This window comes from Petrotoga sp. DB-2, assembly GCF_054051725.1.
Genome location: NZ_JBSVZD010000078.1, coordinates 1 through 431, shown reverse-complemented (window position 1 = coordinate 431; position 431 = coordinate 1). Strand labels below are relative to the sequence as shown.

1 protein-coding gene is annotated in these 431 nt (G+C 41.8%); it reads left to right on the top strand.

The window, feature by feature from the left end; translation table 11 throughout:
* A partial coding sequence (locus ACW9JY_RS10500) for an ATP-binding cassette domain-containing protein (protein WP_457284331.1) occupies window positions 1–431 on the top strand: 431 nt, incomplete at both ends.

Sequence of the window (431 nt, the reverse complement as noted above, 5' to 3'; positions counted from 1 at the left end):
GTAAACCTAAAAAAATGGGAAGAGAAAAAAGAGTTCATGAAAGAAGTACAATCGGTATTTCAAAACCCTTTTGAAACATTCAATCCGTTGAGGAAGGTAGACAGATACCTATACGACACAGCGAAACAATACGGGATAACAAAGAACGGGCATGGAAAAAGGGTAGAAGAAGCGCTAAAGGCGGTAGGATTAGGTATAACGGAAGTAAAAGGAAGGTACCCCAACGAATTTTCAGGAGGGCAACTACAAAGGATATCGGTAGCTCGATCGCTCATAACGACACCATCGTTGTTGGTAGCGGATGAACCGGTATCGATGGTGGATGCATCGTTGAGGATGTCGATAGTGAACTTGTTCAAAGATTTAAGGGACAAGTACAACGTAAGTGTATTGTACATAACGCATGATTTAGCAACCGCATACTACGTAAG